This is a genomic window from Nocardioides sp. Z50_6, from assembly GCF_058215755.1.
Window position 1 is genome coordinate 72,662 of the sequence record NZ_JBZAJB010000003.1, and the last position, 18,018, is coordinate 90,679.

At 72.4% G+C, this 18,018-nt stretch carries 16 protein-coding genes; 9 read left to right on the top strand and 7 right to left on the bottom strand.

Annotated elements, in window-relative coordinates; genetic code table 11:
• Nucleotides 1-12: 12 nt before the first annotated feature.
• The 7 genes from AC4BGE_RS09370 to AC4BGE_RS09400 all read left to right on the top strand — a co-directional run bounded on the left by AC4BGE_RS09370 (nt 13) and on the right by AC4BGE_RS09400 (nt 8,318).
• Nucleotides 13-1,233 (top strand): amidohydrolase, encoded by a 1,221-nt coding sequence (locus AC4BGE_RS09370; protein WP_490569317.1) that lies wholly within the window; start codon nt 13-15, stop codon nt 1,231-1,233.
• 118 nt (nt 1,234-1,351) lie between these two features.
• Nucleotides 1,352-2,416 (top strand): BMP family lipoprotein, encoded by a 1,065-nt coding sequence (locus tag AC4BGE_RS09375; RefSeq protein WP_490569316.1) that lies wholly within the window; start codon nt 1,352-1,354, stop codon nt 2,414-2,416.
• A 122-nt stretch (nt 2,417-2,538) separates the two neighbouring features.
• Nucleotides 2,539-4,080, top strand: a complete 1,542-nt coding sequence (locus AC4BGE_RS09380) for an ABC transporter ATP-binding protein (RefSeq protein ID WP_490569620.1) — start codon at nt 2,539-2,541, stop codon at nt 4,078-4,080.
• Nucleotides 4,077-5,279, top strand: a complete 1,203-nt coding sequence (locus AC4BGE_RS09385; protein ID WP_490569315.1) for an ABC transporter permease — start codon at nt 4,077-4,079, stop codon at nt 5,277-5,279. Before AC4BGE_RS09380 ends, AC4BGE_RS09385 begins: the two co-directional genes overlap by 4 nt.
• The gene (locus tag AC4BGE_RS09390) at nt 5,276-6,577 is read left to right on the top strand and encodes an ABC transporter permease (RefSeq protein ID WP_490569314.1); all 1,302 of its coding nucleotides are present in this window, start codon (nt 5,276-5,278) and stop codon (nt 6,575-6,577) included. Before AC4BGE_RS09385 ends, AC4BGE_RS09390 begins: the two co-directional genes overlap by 4 nt.
• 1 nt (nt 6,578) lies before the next feature.
• Nucleotides 6,579-7,007 (top strand): cytidine deaminase, encoded by a 429-nt coding sequence (locus tag AC4BGE_RS09395; protein ID WP_490575110.1) that lies wholly within the window; start codon nt 6,579-6,581, stop codon nt 7,005-7,007.
• 3 nt (nt 7,008-7,010) lie between these two features.
• On the top strand, nt 7,011-8,318 hold the full coding sequence (locus tag AC4BGE_RS09400; RefSeq protein WP_490575111.1) for a thymidine phosphorylase: 1,308 nt from the start codon (nt 7,011-7,013) through the stop codon (nt 8,316-8,318).
• Between the two features lie 19 nt (nt 8,319-8,337).
• Here the strand turns inward: AC4BGE_RS09400 and AC4BGE_RS09405 are convergent, their stop codons facing one another.
• The gene (locus tag AC4BGE_RS09405) at nt 8,338-8,790 is read right to left on the bottom strand and encodes a MaoC family dehydratase (protein WP_490575112.1); all 453 of its coding nucleotides are present in this window, start codon (nt 8,788-8,790) and stop codon (nt 8,338-8,340) included.
• Nucleotides 8,791-8,808: 18 nt separating this feature from the next.
• Between AC4BGE_RS09405 and AC4BGE_RS09410 the strand changes: the two genes are divergently transcribed.
• Entirely contained in the window at nt 8,809-9,903 is a 1,095-nt protein-coding gene (locus tag AC4BGE_RS09410; protein ID WP_490569310.1) for an adenosine deaminase, read from the top strand.
• Here AC4BGE_RS09410 and AC4BGE_RS09415 read toward each other — a convergent pair.
• Both AC4BGE_RS09415 and AC4BGE_RS09420 read right to left on the bottom strand, forming a co-directional pair.
• The gene (locus AC4BGE_RS09415; RefSeq protein WP_490575113.1) at nt 9,836-10,456 is read right to left on the bottom strand and encodes a hypothetical protein; all 621 of its coding nucleotides are present in this window, start codon (nt 10,454-10,456) and stop codon (nt 9,836-9,838) included. The genes AC4BGE_RS09410 and AC4BGE_RS09415 overlap by 68 nt on opposite strands.
• Entirely contained in the window at nt 10,453-11,070 is a 618-nt protein-coding gene (locus tag AC4BGE_RS09420; RefSeq protein WP_490569308.1) for an ATP-binding protein, read from the bottom strand. Before AC4BGE_RS09420 ends, AC4BGE_RS09415 begins: the two co-directional genes overlap by 4 nt.
• Before the next feature lie 134 nt (nt 11,071-11,204).
• Here AC4BGE_RS09420 and AC4BGE_RS09425 point away from each other — a divergent pair, with 134 nt between their 5' ends.
• A complete protein-coding gene (locus AC4BGE_RS09425) occupies nt 11,205-12,824 on the top strand; it encodes a substrate-binding domain-containing protein (protein ID WP_490569307.1) in 1,620 nt (539 codons plus the stop codon).
• A gap of 14 nt (nt 12,825-12,838) precedes the next feature.
• Here AC4BGE_RS09425 and AC4BGE_RS09430 read toward each other — a convergent pair whose 3' ends face one another.
• The 4 genes from AC4BGE_RS09430 to AC4BGE_RS09445 all read right to left on the bottom strand — a co-directional run bounded on the left by AC4BGE_RS09430 (nt 12,839) and on the right by AC4BGE_RS09445 (nt 17,953).
• Complete coding sequence (locus AC4BGE_RS09430; RefSeq protein ID WP_490569306.1) at nt 12,839-13,723, bottom strand: aldehyde dehydrogenase family protein; 885 nt, start codon at nt 13,721-13,723, stop codon at nt 12,839-12,841.
• The gene (locus AC4BGE_RS09435) at nt 13,720-15,198 is read right to left on the bottom strand and encodes an aldehyde dehydrogenase family protein (protein ID WP_490569305.1); all 1,479 of its coding nucleotides are present in this window, start codon (nt 15,196-15,198) and stop codon (nt 13,720-13,722) included. The genes AC4BGE_RS09430 and AC4BGE_RS09435 overlap by 4 nt, the downstream gene beginning before the upstream one ends.
• Before the next feature lie 12 nt (nt 15,199-15,210).
• Nucleotides 15,211-16,215: a deoxyribose-phosphate aldolase gene (gene deoC, locus AC4BGE_RS09440; RefSeq protein ID WP_490569304.1), complete on the bottom strand. Its 1,005-nt coding sequence runs from the start codon at nt 16,213-16,215 to the stop codon at nt 15,211-15,213.
• A 79-nt stretch (nt 16,216-16,294) separates the two neighbouring features.
• Nucleotides 16,295-17,953, bottom strand: coding sequence for a phospho-sugar mutase (locus AC4BGE_RS09445; RefSeq protein WP_490575114.1), 1,659 nt, complete (start codon nt 17,951-17,953; stop codon nt 16,295-16,297).
• Between the last annotated feature and the right edge of the window lie 65 nt (nt 17,954-18,018).

An 18,018-nucleotide genomic window follows, 5' to 3' on the forward strand; every position in this document is an offset into this window, starting at 1 on the left:
TCTGGAGGCAATATGAGCGAACGCACCTCCCGCGCCTCCGCCCCGGTCGCCGCCGCCGTCGTGACCGAGGTGGTGACGAAGTACGCCGACCACCTGATCGAGCTCCGGCGCGACCTGCACGCCCACCCCGAGCTGTCCTGGGCCGAGAGCCGGACCAGCGACGTGGTCGTCGACCTGCTCGACCCGACGGCGTGGCAGGCCCGGCGGATCGCCGGGGGAGGGGTGATCGCCGAGCTCGGGAGCAGCGGCCCCCGGGTGGCGCTGCGCGCCGACCTGGACGCCCTCCCGGTCGAGGACCGGATCAAGGACCCCTGGGTCAGCACCGTGCCGGGGGTGGCCCACGCGTGCGGTCACGACGTGCACATCGCCGGCCTGGTCGGCGCCGCGCTGGCGTTGGAGGAGGTGCACGCCCGAGGACTCCTGGCGGGCCGGGTGCGGCTGATCTTCCAGCCCGCCGAGGAGGTCATGCCCGGCGGCGCACTGCACCTGATCGACGCCGGGGCGCTCGACGACGTCGACCAGATCTTCGGCCTGCACTGCGACCCCAGCCTCGACGTCGGCCGGGTCGGGCTCCGGGTGGGCCCCCTGACCGGGGCCGCGGACGCCTTGAACGTCCGGCTCTCCGGCAAGGGCGGGCACACCTCCCGGCCGCACCTGACCGAGGACCTCACCTTCGCCCTCGGCAAGCTGCTCACCGAGCTGCCCGCGATCCTGTCGCGCCGGCTGGACCCGCGGGCGGGGGCCAGCGTGGTCTGGGGGAGCGTCCACGCCGGCTCCGCCCACAACGTGATCCCGGGCACGGGCGAGCTGGCCGGCACGGTGCGGATGCTCGACGCGGTCGCGTGGGCGGAGGCCGAGCACCTGGTCCGGACCCTGGTGAGCCAGATCGTGGCCCCCTACGGCGTGACCGCCGAGGTCTCCTACCAGCGCGGCGTGCCGCCGGTGGTCAACGGTGCCGAGCCGACCGCGGTGCTCGCCTCGGCGGTCGAGTCCGTGCTCGGCGGCCACGGGCACGTGCCGACCAGCCAGAGCCTCGGCGGGGAGGACTTCGGGTGGTACCTGGACCGGGTCCCCGGCGCGATGGGGCGGCTGGGCACCCGGACCCCCGGCGGCCCGACGTACGACCTGCACCAGGGCAACCTGAGGGTCGACGAGGGTGCCGTGGCGATCGCGGCCCGGGTGCTGGCCGAGGCGGCGGTGGTCGCCCTGGACCGGCCCCGGGGCCGGGTCTGAGCCCGCTAGGTCACCCTCCGGTAACGAAGGGGGGTGCGGCGCCTCGCCCGCTCCTCGCCGGTATTACTGTGATGCCGAAATGCGCCCCGAGCGCCAGGAACAAAGATCAGGAGGCGCCGTGAAGAAGACGGCCCGTATCGCCGCAGTGGTCAGTATCGCTGCTCTCACCCTCGCCGCATGTGGCGAGCGTTCCAACGATGAGGCGGACGACACCAGCACCCCCGCCGCCACGGCGAGCTCGGCGCCCGCCGAGCAGGTCGACTTCAAGGCCTGCATGGTCTCCGACTCGGGTGGCTTCGACGACAAGTCCTTCAACCAGACCTCCCACGACGGCATGGAGGACGCCGCCACCAACCTGGGCGTCCAGACCGGCGAGGTCGAGTCCCAGTCCGACAGCGAGTACGGCGACAACATCGCCGCGCTCGTCTCCGAGGGCTGCGACTCCATCACCACCGTGGGCTTCCTCCTCGGCGACGCCACGCTGGCGGCCGCGAAGAAGAACAAGGACGTCGACTTCTCGATCGTCGACTTCGCCTACGAGAAGGCCCCCAAGAACGTCAAGGGCCTGACCTTCAACGCCAACGAGAACTCCTTCCTCGCCGGCTACCTCGCCGCGGCGACCTCCGAGACCGGCACCGTCGGCACCCTCGGCGGCATGAACATCCCGACCGTGACCATCTTCATGGAGGGCTTCCGCCAGGGCATCGAGAAGTACAACGAGGACGAGGACGCCGACGTCAAGCTCCTCGGCTGGGACGGCAAGTCCGGCTCCTTCACCGATGACTTCGAGGACAAGACCAAGGGCCAGGCGATCGCCGAGCAGATGATCGGCCAGGGCGCGGACATCGTCTTCCCGGTTGCCGGTCCGGCCGGTCTGGGCGCGCTCCAGGCCGCCAAGGACGCCGACGTCCACGCGATCTGGGTCGACACCGACGGCTGCGTCTCGGCCTCGGAGTACTGCGACGTGCTGCTGACCTCCGTGGTCAAGGGCATGGACGTCGCCGTCGAGGCGGCCATCGAGGCCTCGCTCAACGACGAGTTCAACAACGAGGTCTACGTCGGCACCCTGGAGAACGGCGGCGTCTCGCTGGCCGACCTCTCCGACGACGTCGACCCCGAGGTGGCCGACAAGATCGCCGAGCTGCAGGAGCAGATCGTCTCCGGCGAGCTCGAGGTCAAGTGACCCCGAGGGTCTGAAAGCAATTCCCGGCGCCGGGGTGGGGGGCACGCTCCCCACTCCGGCGTCGGTGTTCCAGGGTCGATCCGACGCCCGCCCGGGGCCGGGTCGCGGACGAGGCGTCCGACATCGACGTCGAGAGGATTCCAGTGAGGCTCGAGATCCAGGGGCTGACCAAGCGGTTCGGCGCCTTCACGGCCAACGACCACATCGACCTGACCATCGAGCCCGGCGAGATCCATTGCCTGCTGGGCGAGAACGGTGCAGGCAAGTCGACGCTCATGAACATGCTCTACGGGCTGTTGGACCCGACGGAGGGGCAGATCCTCGTCGACGGCGAGCCGGTCACCTTCGCCTCGCCGCGTGACGCCATCGACGCGGGCATCGGCATGGTCCACCAGCACTTCATGCTGGTGCCGGTCTTCACCGTCGCCGAGAACCTGATGCTGGGCCGGGAGCACACCCGCGGCCTCGGCGTCCTCAACCGGGCCAAGGCGGCGCAGACGGTGCGCGAGCTCTCGGAGCGCTACAACCTGGCGGTCGATCCCGACGCCCTGATCGAGGACCTCCCCGTCGGCGTGCAGCAGCGGGTCGAGATCATCAAGGCGCTCTCCCACGACGCCAAGGTGCTGATCCTCGACGAGCCCACCGCGGTGCTGACGCCGCAGGAGATCGACGAGCTGATGACCATCATGCGTGCGCTCAAGGAGCAGGGCACCTCGATCGTCTTCATCACCCACAAGCTGCGCGAGGTCAAGGCCGTCGGTGACCGGATCAGCGTGATCCGTCGCGGCAAGGTCGTCGGCACCGCCCCGCCCACCGCCTCGGAGACCGAGCTGGCCGAGATGATGGTCGGCCGTGCGGTCAAGCTCGTGGTCGACAAGGAGCCGCCCCACACCGGGGCCGAGGTCCTCGCGGTCGAGAACCTCACCGTCGTGGACCCGCGTGGCCACCAGGTGCTCAAGGACGTCTCCCTCGCCGCCCGGGGCGGTGAGGTGCTGGGCATCGCGGGCGTGCAGGGCAACGGGCAGACCGAGCTGGTCAAGTCGCTGCTCGGCCTGATCCGTCCCGACGCCGGCACCATCCGGCTCGACGGCGAGGACATCACCCGGCACGGTCCCCGCGAGAGCCTGGACGCCGGCATCGGCTACATCCCCGAGGACCGCTCCCACGACGGCTACGTGGGCGACTTCAGCGTCCGGGAGAACCTGGTCCTCGACCTCTACCGAAGCGAGGAGTTCTCCCGCGGCCCCGCCCTGCGGCTGGACGCCATGGCGAAGAACGCCGACGCGCGGATCGAGGAGTTCGACATCCGCACCGAGAACGCCGAGACCCCGGTCAGCTCGCTGTCAGGCGGCAACCAGCAGAAGGTGGTGGTGGCCCGGGAGTTCTCCCGGCCGCTGAAGGTGCTCGTCGCCGCCCAGCCCACCCGCGGCGTCGACGTCGGCTCGATCGAGTTCATCCACAAACGGATCATCGCCGAGCGCGACCTCGGCACCGCGGTGGTGATCGTCTCGACCGAGCTCGACGAGATCTACGCCCTCTCGGACCGGATCGCAGTGATGTACGACGGGCGGGTGGTCGGCGTCGTCGGTCCCGACACGCCCCGCGAGGAGATCGGCCTGCTGATGGCAGGGGCCGGCACGGAGAGCACCGAGGTGAAGGCATGAGCGCGCAGACCCCCGTCACGGGGACGGACCCCAAGCCGGAGGAGACGCAGCCCACCCGCGCCGACCTGCGCAAGCCGGTGAGCTGGCTGCCGACCCTGATGGAGACGGCGGTGGCCATCGTGGTGGCGCTCGTCATCGGCGCGCTGCTGGTGGTGCTCAGCGACCAGGACGCGATCGAGGCGCTGCCCTACCTCTTCACCTACCCAGCCGACTTCCTCAGCGCCTCCTGGGACGCCATCTGGTCTTCCTACTCCGCGCTGGTGAAGGGCTCGGTCGGCAGCCCCGGCCGGCTCGGGACCACGCTGGAGCGGTCGGCCCCGCTGATCTGTGCCGGCCTCGGCGTCTCGCTGGCCTTCCGCGCCGGGCTCTTCAACATCGGCGCGACCGGCCAGATGGTCTTCGGCTTCCTGGCCGCCGGCTACGTCGGCTTCACCTGGGACCTGCCGCCGGTGCTGCACATGCTGGTGGCCCTCCTCGCCGGCGTCGCCGCGGGTGGGCTCTACGGCGCGCTGGTCGGCTTCCTCAAGGCCCGCACCGGCGCCCACGAGGTCATCACCACCATCATGTTCAACTACCTGGCGGCCTCGATCCTGCTCTACGCCCTCAGCAAGGACGCCTTCCAGCGGCCGGGCAGCGACAACACCCAGTCGCCACCGGTGGCCGACTCGGCGGCCTTCGGGGCGCTGCGCGACGTGCACCTCGGCGTGCTCCTGGCCTTCCTGGCCGCGCTGGCCGTCTGGTGGGTGCTGGAGCGGAGCACGCTCGGCTTCGAGCTGCGCGCCGTCGGCGCCAACCCCGACGCCTCGCGCACCGCCGGCATGAACGTGGCGAAGGTCTTCACCGTCGCGATGCTGATGGCCGGGGCGCTCTCCGGCCTGGCGGCGACCATGCAGGTGCTCGGCGATCAGTCCTCGCTGAGCCCGACCCTGGCCGGCGCCATCGGCTTCGACGCGATCACCGTCGCGCTGCTGGGCCGGGCCACCCCGCTGGGCACCGTGCTCGCGGGCCTGCTCTTCGGCGCCCTGAGCGTGGGTGGCGTGGCGATGCAGGCCTCGGCCGGCACGCCCAAGGAGCTCGCGCAGGTGCTCCAGGCCCTGATCGTGTTGTTCGTCGCGGCACCTGCGCTGGTCCGCGGCATGACCCGAATGAGGACCACGGCGTCCGGGTCCACCGTGCAGGCGAAGGGATGGGGCGGATGAGCACCGCGACCGCAGTGAGCAGCACCGGCACCGTCGAGGTGCGTGACCGTGCCGACGTCCGACGCCAGATCAAGCTGGTGGTCGTCTACGCCCTGGTCCTGGCCGCCCTGGTGGCGTTCGCGCTGACCACCAAGGACGCCACCGTCTGGTTCACCCTCGAGGACCGGGTCAACCGCAAGGAGCACCCGCCGGTGGAGGCCAACGGGCTCTTCATCCTGTGGCCGGCCGTCGTCCTCGCCGCGGTCGCGGTGGTGCTCGCCGCCGTCAACCGGGTGCCCCGGAACTGGGTCGGGATCGTGGTGCACCTCGCCGTCGGTGCCGCCTTCTTCGGCGGCTTCCTGGTGTGGGTCTACTCCGACCAGACCAGCGCCGGCTCCATCGTGATGACCAACCCGCTGCCGGGCACCATCCGGCTGGCGACGCCGCTGGTCCTCGGTGCCCTGGCCGGGGTGCTGTGCGAGCGCGCGGGTGTCATCAACATCGCCATCGAGGGCCAGTTCCTGATGGGCGCCTTCTTCGCGGCGGTCGCCTCGTCGCTGGCCTACAGCGCGGAGATGGGCCTGGTCGGCGCCGTCCTCGCGGGCGTCGGGATGGCGGCCCTGCTCGGTGTCTTCGCGATGCGCTACCTGGTCAACCAGGTCGTCCTCGGGGTGGTGCTGATCGCTCTGGCCACCGGCCTGTCCAGCTTCCTGCTCAGCCAGATCCCCAGCGACCCGGAGATCAAGCAGTACCTCAACGAGCCGCTGATCCTGCCGCGGATCGAGGTTCCGGTGCTCAGTGAGATCCCCGTCCTGGGGCCGACGCTGTTCAACCAGTCGCTGCTGGTCTACCTGATGTACTTCTCGGTCGTCCTGGTCAGCTGGCTGCTCTTCCAGACCCGCTGGGGGCTGCGGGTGCGCAGCGTCGGGGAGCACCCCAAGGCGGCGGACACGGTCGGCATCAAGGTCAACCGGGTCCGCTGGCAGGCCGTGCTGCTGGGCGGCGCCCTCGCCGGTCTGGGCGGCGCCTACTTCACCGTGGGCTCCACCGGCTCCTTCGACAACGGCGCCTCGGCCGGCAACGGCTTCATCGCCCTCGCCGCGGTGATCATGGGCCGGTGGCACCCCGTCTTCGCCTCGCTCGCGGCGCTGTTCTTCGGCTTCATGTGGACCCTGCAGGCCCAGCTCGCCTTCCTGGACAAGATCCCGGGCGAGCTGCTGCGGGCCTCTCCCTACCTGGCCACGGTGATCGCGGTGGCCGGCTTCGTCGGGCGGGTCCGCCCGCCGGCCGCCGACGGCGAGCCCTACGTGAAGAGCTGACGTGGCGCTCGAGTCGCGGGAGTGGACCCAGGACGACTGGGAGGAGCTGGCGCGGGCGGCGTCGGAGGTCGCCGGCCGTGCCTACGCGCCCTACAGCAGGTACCGGGTCGGCGCGGCCGCCCGGGCCGAGGGGCCCGACGGGAGCGCCCGGGTGCTGGTCGGCTGCAACGTGGAGAACGCCGCCTACGGCGTGACGCTCTGCGCCGAGTGCGGGCTGGTCTCCCAGCTGCACGCCACCGGGGGCGGGGTGCTGACCCACTTCGTCTGCGTGGACGGGACCGGCGCGGTGATCATGCCCTGTGGGCGGTGCCGCCAGCTGCTCTTCGAGCACGGCGGTCGCGACCTGCTGCTGTGGACGGTCTCCGGCATCCGCCGGATGGACCAGGTACTGCCCGATGCGTTCGGGCCCGACGACCTGAAGGATGTGTGAGACGTGGCCAACTCGGAGGCCGGCACAGGAGCCCAGCACGACGCCGTCGAGGTGATCACCGCCAAGCGGGAGCACCACGAGCTCAGCGACAGCCAGATCGACTGGGTCATCGGGGCCTACACCCGCGGTGACGTGGCCGACGAGCAGATGGCCGCCCTGGCGATGGCGATCCTGCTCAACGGCATGGAGCGGCGCGAGATCGCCCGCTGGACGCACGCGATGATCGCCTCGGGCGAGCGGATGGACTTCTCCGGGCTCTCGCGCCCCACCGCCGACAAGCACTCCACCGGGGGAGTGGGGGACAAGATCACCCTGCCCCTGGCGCCCCTGGTGGCCGCCTGCGGCGTGGCGGTGCCGCAGCTGTCGGGTCGCGGGCTGGGCCACACCGGTGGGACCCTCGACAAGCTGGAGTCGATCCCCGGATGGCGCGCCGCGTTGTCCAACGAGGAGATCATGGCCCAACTGGAGTCCGTCGGCGCGGTCATCTGCGCCGCCGGCGACGGGCTGGCCCCGGCCGACAAGAAGCTCTACGCGCTGCGCGACGTGACCGGCACCGTCGAGGCGATCCCGCTGATCGCCTCCTCGATCATGAGCAAGAAGATCGCCGAGGGCACCGGCGCGCTGGTGCTCGACGTCAAGGTCGGGACGGGTGCCTTCATGAAGGACCTCGAGCGGGCCCGCGAGCTGGCGCACACCATGGTGGCGCTCGGCAAGGACGCCGGGGTGCACACGGTGGCCCTCCTCACCGACATGTCCACCCCGCTCGGTCTGACCGCCGGCAACGCGATCGAGGTGGCCGAGTCCGTCGAGGTGCTGGCCGGTGGGGGACCCGCCGACGTGGTGGAGCTGACCGTGGCGCTGGCCCGCGAGATGCTGGCCGGCGCCGGTGTGACCGACGTCGACCCCGCCGACAAGCTCGCCGACGGCTCGGCCATGGACGTGTGGCGGGCGATGGTGCGTGCCCAGGACGGCGATCCCGACGCCGCGCTGCCCACCGCGCGCGAGTCCCACGTGGTGACCGCCCCGTCCTCCGGCGTGCTGACGCGGCTCGACGCGATGGCCGTCGGCCTGGCCGCCTGGCGGCTCGGGGCGGGCCGGGCCCGCAAGGAGGACCCGGTGCAGGCGGGCGCGGGCGTGGTGTGGCACGCGCGACCCGGCGACCGGGTCAGCGCCGGCGACCCGCTCTTCACCCTGCTCACCGACGACGCCTCGCGCTTCGACCGGGCCCTGGCCTCCCTGGAGGGCGGCTACGACGTCGTCGACACCACGGCGTACGTCCCCGGCGACCTGATCATCGACCGGATCGGCTGAGCCGGCCGGGCCATCACCCCTAGGGCAGGAGCAGGACCACGGTCTCGGCGACGCAGGCCGGCTTCGGCTCGTCCTCGATCTCGATGGTGTGCTTCAGGGTCATCTGGACGCCGGCGGGCAGGTCCAGGCACTCACCCATCGTGACGTGGCAGCGGATCCGCTTGCCGACCCGCAGCGGCGCCGGGAACCGCACCTTGTTGACGCCGTAGTTGAGCTTGGCCCCCGGGGTGTCCAGGGTGAAGATGTCGGTGCCGAGCAGCGGGATGAGCGAGAGGGTCAGGTAGCCGTGGGCGATGGTGCCACCGAACGGGCCCTCGGCCGCCCGCTCGACGTCGACGTGGATCCACTGGTGGTCCCCGGTCGCCTCGGCGAACTGGTCCACCCGGGCCTGGTCGACCCTCAGCCAGTCGCTGGTGCCGAGCTGCTCCCCGGTGGCGGCCTTGATCTCCTCGAGCGTGGTAAAGGTGCGCATGGATGAAAGGATAAGGACGTGACGACACCCAGCAGAGACCAGGTCCGCCGTGCCCCCAAAGTTGTGCTCCACGACCACCTCGACGGTGGTCTGCGCCCAGCCACCATCATCGAGCTGGCCGAGGAGATCCGACACCCGCTCCCGGCGTCCGGGGCGGAGGCGCTCGGGCGCTGGTTCACCGAGTCGGCCGACTCCGGCAGCCTGGAGCGCTACCTGGAGACCTTCGACCACACGGTCGCGGTGATGCAGACCGCGGCGGCGCTGCGCCGGGTGGCCACCGAGTTCGTGGAGGACCTGGTCGACGACGGCGTGGTCTACGCCGAGGTGCGCTACGCGCCGGAGCAGCACGTGGAGGGCGGGCTCACGCTCGACGAGGTGGTCGCTGCGGTGCAGGAGGGGATCGACGAGGCCACCGCGGCGGCCGGCGGCCGGATCGTGGTGCGCCAGCTCCTCACCGCGATGCGCCACCAGGCCCGCTCCCGGGAGATCGCCGAGCTGGCGGTCGCCTGGCGCGACCGGGGCGTGGCCGGCTTCGACATCGCCGGCGCCGAGGCCGGCTACCCGCCCACCCGCCACCTGGACGCCTTCGAGTACCTCCAGCGGGAGAACAGCCACTTCACCATCCACGCCGGCGAGGCATTCGGCCTGCCGTCGATCTGGCAGGCGATCCAGTGGTGCGGCGCGGACCGCCTCGGCCACGGCGTCCGCATCGTCGACGACATCGAGGTCGACGAGGACGGCAGCGTCCGCCTGGGCCGGCTGGCCGCCTACGTGCGCGACAACCGGATCCCGCTGGAGATGTGCCCGACCTCAAACGTGCAGACCGGCGCGGCCACCTCGATCGCCGAGCACCCGATCGGGCTGCTCACCCGGCTGCGCTTCCGGGTCACCGTCAACACCGACAACCGGCTGATGAGCGGCACCTCGATGACCCAGGAGATGGCCAGCCTGGTGGAGGCCTTCGGCTACGGGTTCGACGACCTGCGCTGGTTCACCCTCAACGCCATGAAGTCGGCGTTCCTGCCCTTCGACGAGCGGCTGGAGATCATCGACCGGGTGGTGAAGCCGGGTTACGAGGCGCTGGCTGCGGAGGCGGCTGCGGCACGACCGTGAACCACGGCACCGGCCAGGTGAAGGGGATCGTGGCGGCCACGAAGTCCTGGCGGCGGATCCGCCGCAGCCGGCCGGGTGCGGGGTCGAAGACGCGGAGCTCCCGGGCCTGCTCGTCGGCCGCCACCGCCAGGACCACGTGCCGGGGCAACGTCCGGCTGCCGACGTAGAGCGCCATGGGGCCGCCCTGCGCGAGCGCCGCGCAGGCCTCCTCCCACCGGCGGGCCCGCTGGACCGGCCACACCGGCCGCACCCGGTACCGGGTGCCGCTGCGTCCGCCGAGCTGGCGGGCCACCGCCCACGGCGGGGTGCCCACCGCGCGCGGCCAGGGCGCCTGGAGACGGCCGCGGACGTCGACGGGGCCCGTCACCCGGCGGTGCATCGCCAGCGCCTCCTCGCGGACCCGAGCGTCCCCGCCGAGGATGAGGCGGCGGGCGTAGCGCTCGTCACGGAAGGCCTCGGCCACCACCAGGGCGGTCGCACCGCAGGAGCGCCCGTCGGGCTGGGGCAGCGGGCGCGCCAGCAGCTCGCGCGCCCAGGCACCCGGGGCCGTCACGAGGCCTCCGTCAGCGCCTCTGCCATGGACGCGCGGATCTCGTCGTACCCCTCGTCCCCGGTGACCGGGCGACACCCCAGGGAGACGGCGTGGTCGACGACCCGGCGCTGGTCGCGCAGCAGGGCCAGGCCCCGACGGACCAGCACCCCCGGCGGCTTGCGGTGCTCGCGCAGGTCGCGCACCAGCCGCCGCCAGAAGGTGACCAGGCGCTGCTGGCGCACGCAGTAGGCGCCGGCCAGCAGCCCGGCGGCGTCGCACTGCGGCACCACCTCGGCGGCGAAGATGCCCTCGGCGACGAAGAAGCGGTGCGACCCCAGCTCCAGGGGGCGGCTGCCGACCGCCCGGCTGTGGGGGATCGAGTAGTCCGGCACCTCGGTGCGGCCGCGACGGCACAGCTCCTCCAGGGCGGCCAGGGCCCGGTCGCGGTGCCAGGACGCCGGGTCGTCCCAGTCGACCAGCCCGGCGTTGGCGCCGGACGTGATGCGGGGGAGGTCCGGGTCGGTGCCGTCGCGGTAGAAGTCGTCGAGCCGGAGCACGGGGAGCCCCAGGCGCTCGGCGAGACGGGACTTGCCGGCCCCCGAAGGACCGGCCAGGACGATCACTCGGGCATGCACGCGACCATTGTGCCCGACGCCCCCGTAGTGGACGGATTGCCCGAACACCCTTACTCAGGGGTAGACGGACCGTATCCTCGACCCACACTGTGGAGCAGAGGCTGTTGCAGAGGCTGTTGGAGGGGAGCACACCGATGGGGTCAGGACGCCATGCCCACAGCGAGAAGGCCGAGGGTGGCATGCGCTCGGCCGTGCCGGTGGTGGCGCTGATCGCCGTCCTCGCCGTCGTCGCCTGGCTCTTCCTGCGGCCCGACGGCCCGGAGGGGGCCTCCGCCGAGGACTGCGAGTCGGACGACCCGATCGTGGTCAGCGTCGCGCCCGCGATGGAGGTCCCGGTGGAGCAGGCCATCATCGCGCTCAAGCAGCAGGAGTCGTGCTTCCCGGTGGAGCTGCGCGCCGAGAGCGCGGCGGCGGTCGAGGACTCCCTGTTCGGCGGCGGCCGACCCCACCTGTGGGTGGCCGACTCCCCGGCCCGGGTGGCGGCCCTGGCCGCGGTCGGCATCCAGGCCAGCACGATCAGCGACTCGCTGGCCAGCACCCCGGTGGGCCTGGCCGGCGGGCCGTCGGTCGAGCGACCGGCCACCTGGCTGGAGGCCCTGGAGTCGGGCCGGATGCTGCTCTCCGACCCCGAGGTCGACGGTGCCTCGGCGCTGGGGATCGTCGCTCCCGCGCTGGAGGGCTCCTCCGCCGACGCCGCCGCCGTCGCGGAGCGCATCGACGCGGCGGTGGTCAACGCGGCGCAGGCGTACGGCGTGCGCGCCACCTCCGGCCAGGCCGACGAGGTCGCCCTCGACCGGATCAACACCACCTTCAGCCAGCTGATCCCCGTCACCGAGCAGGACCTCCTGGCCACCGGTGCGGCCGTGCCGGACCTCCAGCTGGTCACCCCGGAGACGGGCGCCCCCCTGCTCACCTTCCCCCTGGTCAAGACCGACGGGGGCACCAAGGTCGACCGGGCCGGGGCCGCCCTCGCCGAGTGGTTCGACTCGCCCGCCGGCGAGGGCGCGCTCGCCGCGGCCGGCCTGCGGGTGCCCGGCGGCGCCCCGATCGCCGGCCGGGGGATGGGTGAGCTCACCCTCTTCACCGAGGTCCCCGGCGACGTCTTCAACGACGCGCTCGGCGCGTGGCGGGTGCTCAGCGTGCCCTCGAGCCTGCTGGCGGTCTTCGACGCCTCCGGCTCGATGGACTTCCCCGCCGGCGACGGCCAGACCCGGATGGACCTCGCGGTCGGCGCGGCGCTCACCGCGCTCGACGTCTTCCCCGGCCACGCCCGGATCGGGATGTGGGCGTTCTCCATCGACCAGGGTGGCCCCGGCCAGGACTGGCGCGAGCTCGCCCCGATGCGGCGCCTCAACGACACCACCCAGGGCAGGCCGCACATCGACTACCTGCGCGGCCGCGTCCCCACCCTCAAGGGCATCACCCAGGGCGGCACCGGCCTCTACGACACGGTGGTGGCGGCCTACGCCAAGGCGGTCCGTGCCTACGACGAGAACTTCTTCAACGCCGTCATCCTGCTCAGCGACGGGGCCAACGAGGACCCGGGCTCGCTGCGGCTGGAGCAGGTGCTCTCGCGCCTGCAGAGCCTGAGGGACCCCGACCGGCCGGTGCGGATCATCTCCGTCGGCATCAGCGGGGACGCCGACATGCCGGCCCTGCGGAAGATCTCGAAGGCCACCGGCGGTGAGGCCTACCAGGCCATGGACCCCCGCGACATCATCGACGTCTTCACCGAGGCCCTGATGTCGCGCTGACCGGCCTGCCGGCCTCAGCGGCCGATCGGGTGCCAGACCGTCTTGGTCTCCAGGAACGCGGTCATCCGCTCCAGCCCAGGGTCGCCCAGCCAGTCGGGCTCCGCGGCGGGCGCGCGCAGCACCCGCTTGAGGTTCTCCGCGGCCGCTGCCTCGTAGGCCGTGGCGACCTCGGCGTCGCCCGCGACCCCGGTGAGGTCGATCGCGTTGACGTCCATGTGCTCGGCGAGCCAGGGGGCGGTGGCCGACGTCGGCCCGGTCAGGATGTTGACCACCCCGCCGGGGACGTCGGAGGTGGCCAGCACCTCGGCGAGGGTGACCGCGGGGAGCGGGCGCTCCTGCGAGGCCAGCACCACGGCGGTGTTGCCGGTGACCACGACGGGGGCGAGCACCGAGACCAGCCCGAGCAGCGAGGAGCGCTGGGGGGCGATCACGGCGACCACCCCGGTGGGCTCGGGGGAGGAGAGGTTGAAGTACGGACCCGCGACCGGGTTGGCCGACCCGACGACCTGGGTGATCTTGTCGGCCCAGCCGGCGTACCAGACCATCCGGTCGACGGCCTCGTCGACGGTGCGGGCGGCGGCCGCCGCGTCCAGCCCCTCGGAGAGGCGGACCACCTCGACCAGCTGCGGCCGGCGGTCCTCCATGATCTCCGCGACCCGGTAGAGGATCTGGGCCCGGTTGTAGGCCGTCCTGGCGGACCAGCCGCCGAAGGCCTTGCGGGCCGCCTGGACGGCGTCCCGGGCGTCCTTGCGCGAGGCCTGGGCCACGTTGGCCACGAAGTCGCCGTGCGCGTCCTCGACCACGTAGGAGTAGCCCGACTCCGAGCGCGGGAACGCGCCGCCGATGTAGAGCTTCCAGGTCTTGCGCACCGCGGCGCGGGCGGGGGGCGTGCTGCTCACTTGAGGTATCCCTCCAGTCCGTGACGGCCGCCCTCGCGGCCGTAGCCCGACTCCTTGTAGCCGCCGAACGGCGAGGTGGGGTCGAACTTGTTGAACGTGTTGGCCCAGACCACGCCGGCGCGCAGCTGGTTGGCCATCCACAGGATCCGGGACCCCTTCTCGGTCCAGACCCCGGCGGAGAGGCCGAACGGGGTGTTGTTGGCCTTCTCGACCGCCTCGCTGGGGGTGCGGAAGGTCAGCACCGAGAGCACCGGCCCGAAGATCTCCTCGCGGGCGATCCGGTGGGCCTGCGAGACGCCGGTGAAGAGCGTCGGGGGGAACCAGAAGCCGCGGTCGGGCAGCTCGCACGGCGGGGACCAGCGACCGGCGCCGCCCGTGCTGCCGACCTCGTCCTCACCCACCGCGGCCAGCTCGCGGATGCGGCCCAGCTGCTCGGCGGAGTTGATGGCGCCGACGTCGGTGTTCTTGTCGAGCGGGTCGCCCACGCGCAGCGTCGCCATCCGCTGCTTGAGGCGCTCGAGCACCTCCTCGGCGACGCTCTCCTGGACGAGCAGCCGCGAGCCGGCGCAGCAGACGTGGCCCTGGTTGAAGAAGATCCCGGTCACGATCCCCTCGACGGCCTGGTCGAGGGGAGCGTCCTCGAAGACGATGTTGGCGGCCTTGCCCCCGAGCTCGAGGGTCACCTTCTTGTCGGTGCCGGCCACGGTGCGTGCGATCCGGCGCCCGACCTCGGTGGAGCCGGTGAAGGCGACCTTGTCGACGTCCGCGTGGGCGACCAGCGCCTGGCCGGTGGCGCCGGCGCCGGTGAGGATGTTGACCACGCCCGGGGGGAGGTCGGCCTGCTGGCAGACCTCGGCGAAGAGGAGTGCGGTGAGCGGCGTGGTCTCCGCGGGCTTGAGCACCACCGTGTTGCCGGCGGCCAGCGCCGGGGCGACCTTCCAGGCCAGCATCAGCAGCGGGAAGTTCCAGGGGATCACCTGTCCGGCGACGCCGACCGGACGCGGGTCGCGGTTGCCGGGGACGGCGTAGTCGAGCTTGTCGGCCCAGCCGGCGTAGTAGAAGAAGTGCGCCGCGGCGCTCGGGACGTCGAAGTCGCGGCTCTCCCGGATCGGCTTGCCGTTGTCCAGGGACTCCAGGACGGCGAACTCCCGGGCGCGCTCCTGGAGGATCCGGGCGATCCGGTAGAGGTACTTGGCCCGCTCGCGCCCGCTCATCTTCGACCAGACCGAGGTGAAGGCCCGGCGGGCGGCCCGCACCGCGAGGTCGACGTCGGCCTCGTCGGCCTCCGCGACCTCGGCGAGCACCTCCTCGGTGGCCGGGTTGAGGGTCTTGAACGACTGACCCCGGCCGTCGACGAAGTCGCCGTCGACGAAGAGGCCGTAGGAGGACCGGATGTCGACGACCGCCCGGGACTCCGGGGCGGGGGCGTAGTCGAAGAGGGGAGCCGCGGGGCTCGACTCGGGAACCTTGACCATGCTCTGCTTTCCTCAGTCCAGGGTGAAGTAGTCGGGACCGCTGTAGCGGCCGGTGGTCATCTTCGTGCGCTGCATCAGCAGGTCGTTGAGGAGCGTGGAGGCGCCGAAGCGGAACCAGTCCGGGTCGAGCCAGTCCTGGCCGACGACCTCGTTGACCATCACCAGGTACTTGATGGCGTCCTTGGCGGTGCGGATGCCACCGGCCGGCTTGACCCCGACCATCCGGCCCGTCTGGGCGCGGAAGTCGCGGACCGCCTCGAGCATGGTCAGGGTCACCGGCAGGGTCGCGGCCGGCTGCACCTTGCCGGTGGAGGTCTTGATGAAGTCGCCGCCCGCCATCATGGCCAGCCAGCTGACCCGGCGCACGTTGTCGTAGGTCTGCAGCTCGCCGGTCTCGAAGATCACCTTGAGGTGGGCGGCCCCGCCACCGGGACGCGCGCACGCCTCGCGCACGGCGACGATCTCCTCGAAGACCTGCAGGTAGCGGCCGGAGAGGAAGGCACCGCGGTCGATGACCATGTCGATCTCGTCCGCACCCGCCTCGACGGCGTCGCGGGTGTCGGCGAGCTTGACGTCCAGGGCGGCGCGACCGCTGGGGAAGGCGGTGGCCACCGCGGCCACGTGGACGCCGGAGTCGCCGAGCGTCTCCTTGGCGGTCGCGACCATGTCGGGATAGACGCAGACCGCCGCGGCGGACGGGCAGGTCGGGTCGGCCGGGTCGGGGCGCATCGCCTTGGCGGCCAGGGCGCGCACCTTGCCGGGGGTGTCCATGCCCTCCAGCGTGGTCAGGTCGACCATCCGGATCGCGAGGTCGAGGGCGTGGGCCTTGGCGGTGGTCTTGATGGACCGGGTGCCGAGGCCGGCGACGCGCGCCTCGCAGCCGACCTGGTCGACCCCGGGGAGTCCGTGGAGGAAGCGGCGCAGGGAGGCGTCCGAGGCGGTCACGTCGCCGAACGAGGCGGCGAGGTCTGCTCCGGCCGGGCCTGCACTCGTCGTCGAGGCAGAAGGGGCTGTCACTCCGACAGCATAGGCGTGGCACGCCGCGCGGCGACAAACCGCGCACCCTCCCGGCCCGTCCCGGGGGGACGCCGGGCGCTCAGAGCCCGGCGGCCGCCCGCACGTCGTTCTTGAGGGCGTCGAGCCGGCCAGCGGCACAGATGCGGGCGGCGTCGACGCCGTCCTCCGGCGAGACCGGGACGACCACCTCGAGGTAGCACTTGACCTTCGGCTCGGTGCCCGAGGGACGCACGATCACCCGGGCGCCCTCGGCCAGGGTGTAGCGCAGCCCGTCGGTCGGCGGCAGGGCGGCGGAGCCCTCCGCGAGATCCTCGACGCGCTCCACGGCCAGGCCGCCCAGCGAGGTCGGAGGGGTCGAGCGCAGCCGCTCCATCGCCGCCTCGATCCCGGCGGTGTCGGTGAAGCGCACCGAGAGCTGGTCGGTGGCGTGCAGCCCGTGACGGGTCGCGATGTCGTCGAGCAGGTCGCCGAGGGTGCGCCCCTCCGCCTTGGCCGCGGCCGCGATCTCGCAGAGCAGCAGCAGGGCCGAGACGCCGTCCTTGTCGCGCACGTGCTCGGGGTCGACGCAGTAGCCGAGCGCCTCCTCGTAGCCGAAGGCGAGGCCCTCCAGCCGGCCGATCCACTTGAAGCCGGTCAGGGTCTCGGTGTAGGGCTGGCCGGCCGCCGCCGCCATCTTGCCCAGCAGCGAGGAGGAGACGATGGAGGTGGCGTACACCCCGCTGCGGCCGCTGTCGAGGAGGTGCTGGGCCAGGATGGCGCCGACCTCGTCGCCGCGCAGCATCCGCCAGCCGTGCGGACCCTCGATCGCGGCGGCGCACCGGTCGGCGTCCGGGTCGTTGGCGACCACCAGGTCGGCGCGGCGCCCGGCGGCCAGCGCCAGCGCGAGATCCATCGCGCCGGGCTCCTCGGGGTTGGGGAACGCGACGGTGGGGAAGTCCGGGTCCGGCTGCTCCTGCTGCTCCACCACGTGGAGCTCGGAGAAGCCGGCGGTCTCCAGCACCTGCGCGACGCTGGCGCCGCCCACGCCGTGCAGGGGCGTGTAGACGATCTTCAGGTCGCGCGGGCCGTCGGCCACCAGCGACGCCGTGGTGTCGAGGTAGCGGTCGATGAGCTCCTCGCCGACCAGGGTGCCGGGGCCTCCGCGCGGGATGTCGGCGACCGCGCCGACCGCGGCGATGCGGGCCGCGATCCCGGTGTCGGCGGGAGGCACGATCTGGCTGCCGTCGCCGAGATAGACCTTGTAGCCGTTGTCGGCCGGGGGGTTGTGGCTGGCGGTGACCATCACCCCGGCGACGCAGCCGAGCTCGCGGATGGCGTAGGCCAGCAGCGGCGTCGGCAGGGGGCGGGGCATGACGAAGGCGCGGAAGCCGGCGCCCGTCATCACCTCGCACGTGTCGCGGGCGAAGACCTCGCTGTTGTGCCGGGCGTCGTAGCCGACCACCACGGACGCCTCGCCGACGACGCCCTGGTCGCGCAGGTAGGCCGCCAGGCCGGCGGCGGCGCGCAGCACGACGACGCGGTTCATCCGGTTGGGCCCGGCGCCGAGGGCGCCGCGCAGCCCGGCGGTGCCGAACTCCAGGGTGCCGCGGAAGCGGTCGGCGAGGTCGGCGTCGTCGCTGCCGGCCTCCACCTCGGCGATGACCGCCGCCAGCTCAGCGCGGGTGACGTCGTCGGGATCCTCGGCGACCCAGGCGCGGGCGCGGTCGAGCAGGCTTGCGGGGGAGTTCTCAGACGTCATGGCCGCACGGTAGCGCGGCCGCCCAGGGGCCGCATGGGCCGCCCGGGCGAGCCGGCTCGCGTCGC